This window comes from Thiobacillus denitrificans, from assembly GCF_001530125.1.
GTDB classification, from domain to species: Bacteria; Pseudomonadota; Gammaproteobacteria; order Burkholderiales; family Thiobacillaceae; genus Thiobacillus; species Thiobacillus denitrificans_C.
Genome location: NZ_LDUG01000082.1, coordinates 834 through 1,244 on the forward strand (window position 1 = coordinate 834; position 411 = coordinate 1,244).

Below are 411 nucleotides of genomic sequence, written 5' to 3' on the forward strand. Positions count from 1 at the left end.
AGGCATCATGGGCCTGCCCTGGATGTCGTACTTCGAGGGCAGCACCAACGAAGTGCCCGAAGCACCTTATGCCATTCCATTCGGCCAGGCCCGGGTGGTGCGCGAAGGCTCGGACCTGACCATCGTGACGCTGAGCCAGATGGTGCAAAAGGCTGTGATCGCCTCCGACGAACTGGACCGCGAAGGCATCAGCGCCGAGATCATCGACCTGCGCACTATCGTGCCGCTGGACCGCGCCGCCGTGCTGGCCTCGGTGCGCAAGACCGGCCGGCTGCTGATTGCCGACGAGGATTACCTGAGCTTTGGACTCTCGGGCGAAATCTCGGCCCTGATTGCCGAAAACCTCGACACCGTACCGCTGAAAGCACCCGTGCGCCGCCTGGCCGTGCCCGACGTGCCCATTCCCTATAG

1 protein-coding gene is annotated in these 411 nt (G+C 64.0%); it reads left to right on the forward strand.

Going from position 1 to position 411, the window contains the following annotated elements; genetic code table 11:
* The coding region (locus ABW22_RS16520) for a transketolase C-terminal domain-containing protein (protein WP_330218768.1) at nucleotides 1-411 on the forward strand (411 nt) is incomplete at both ends.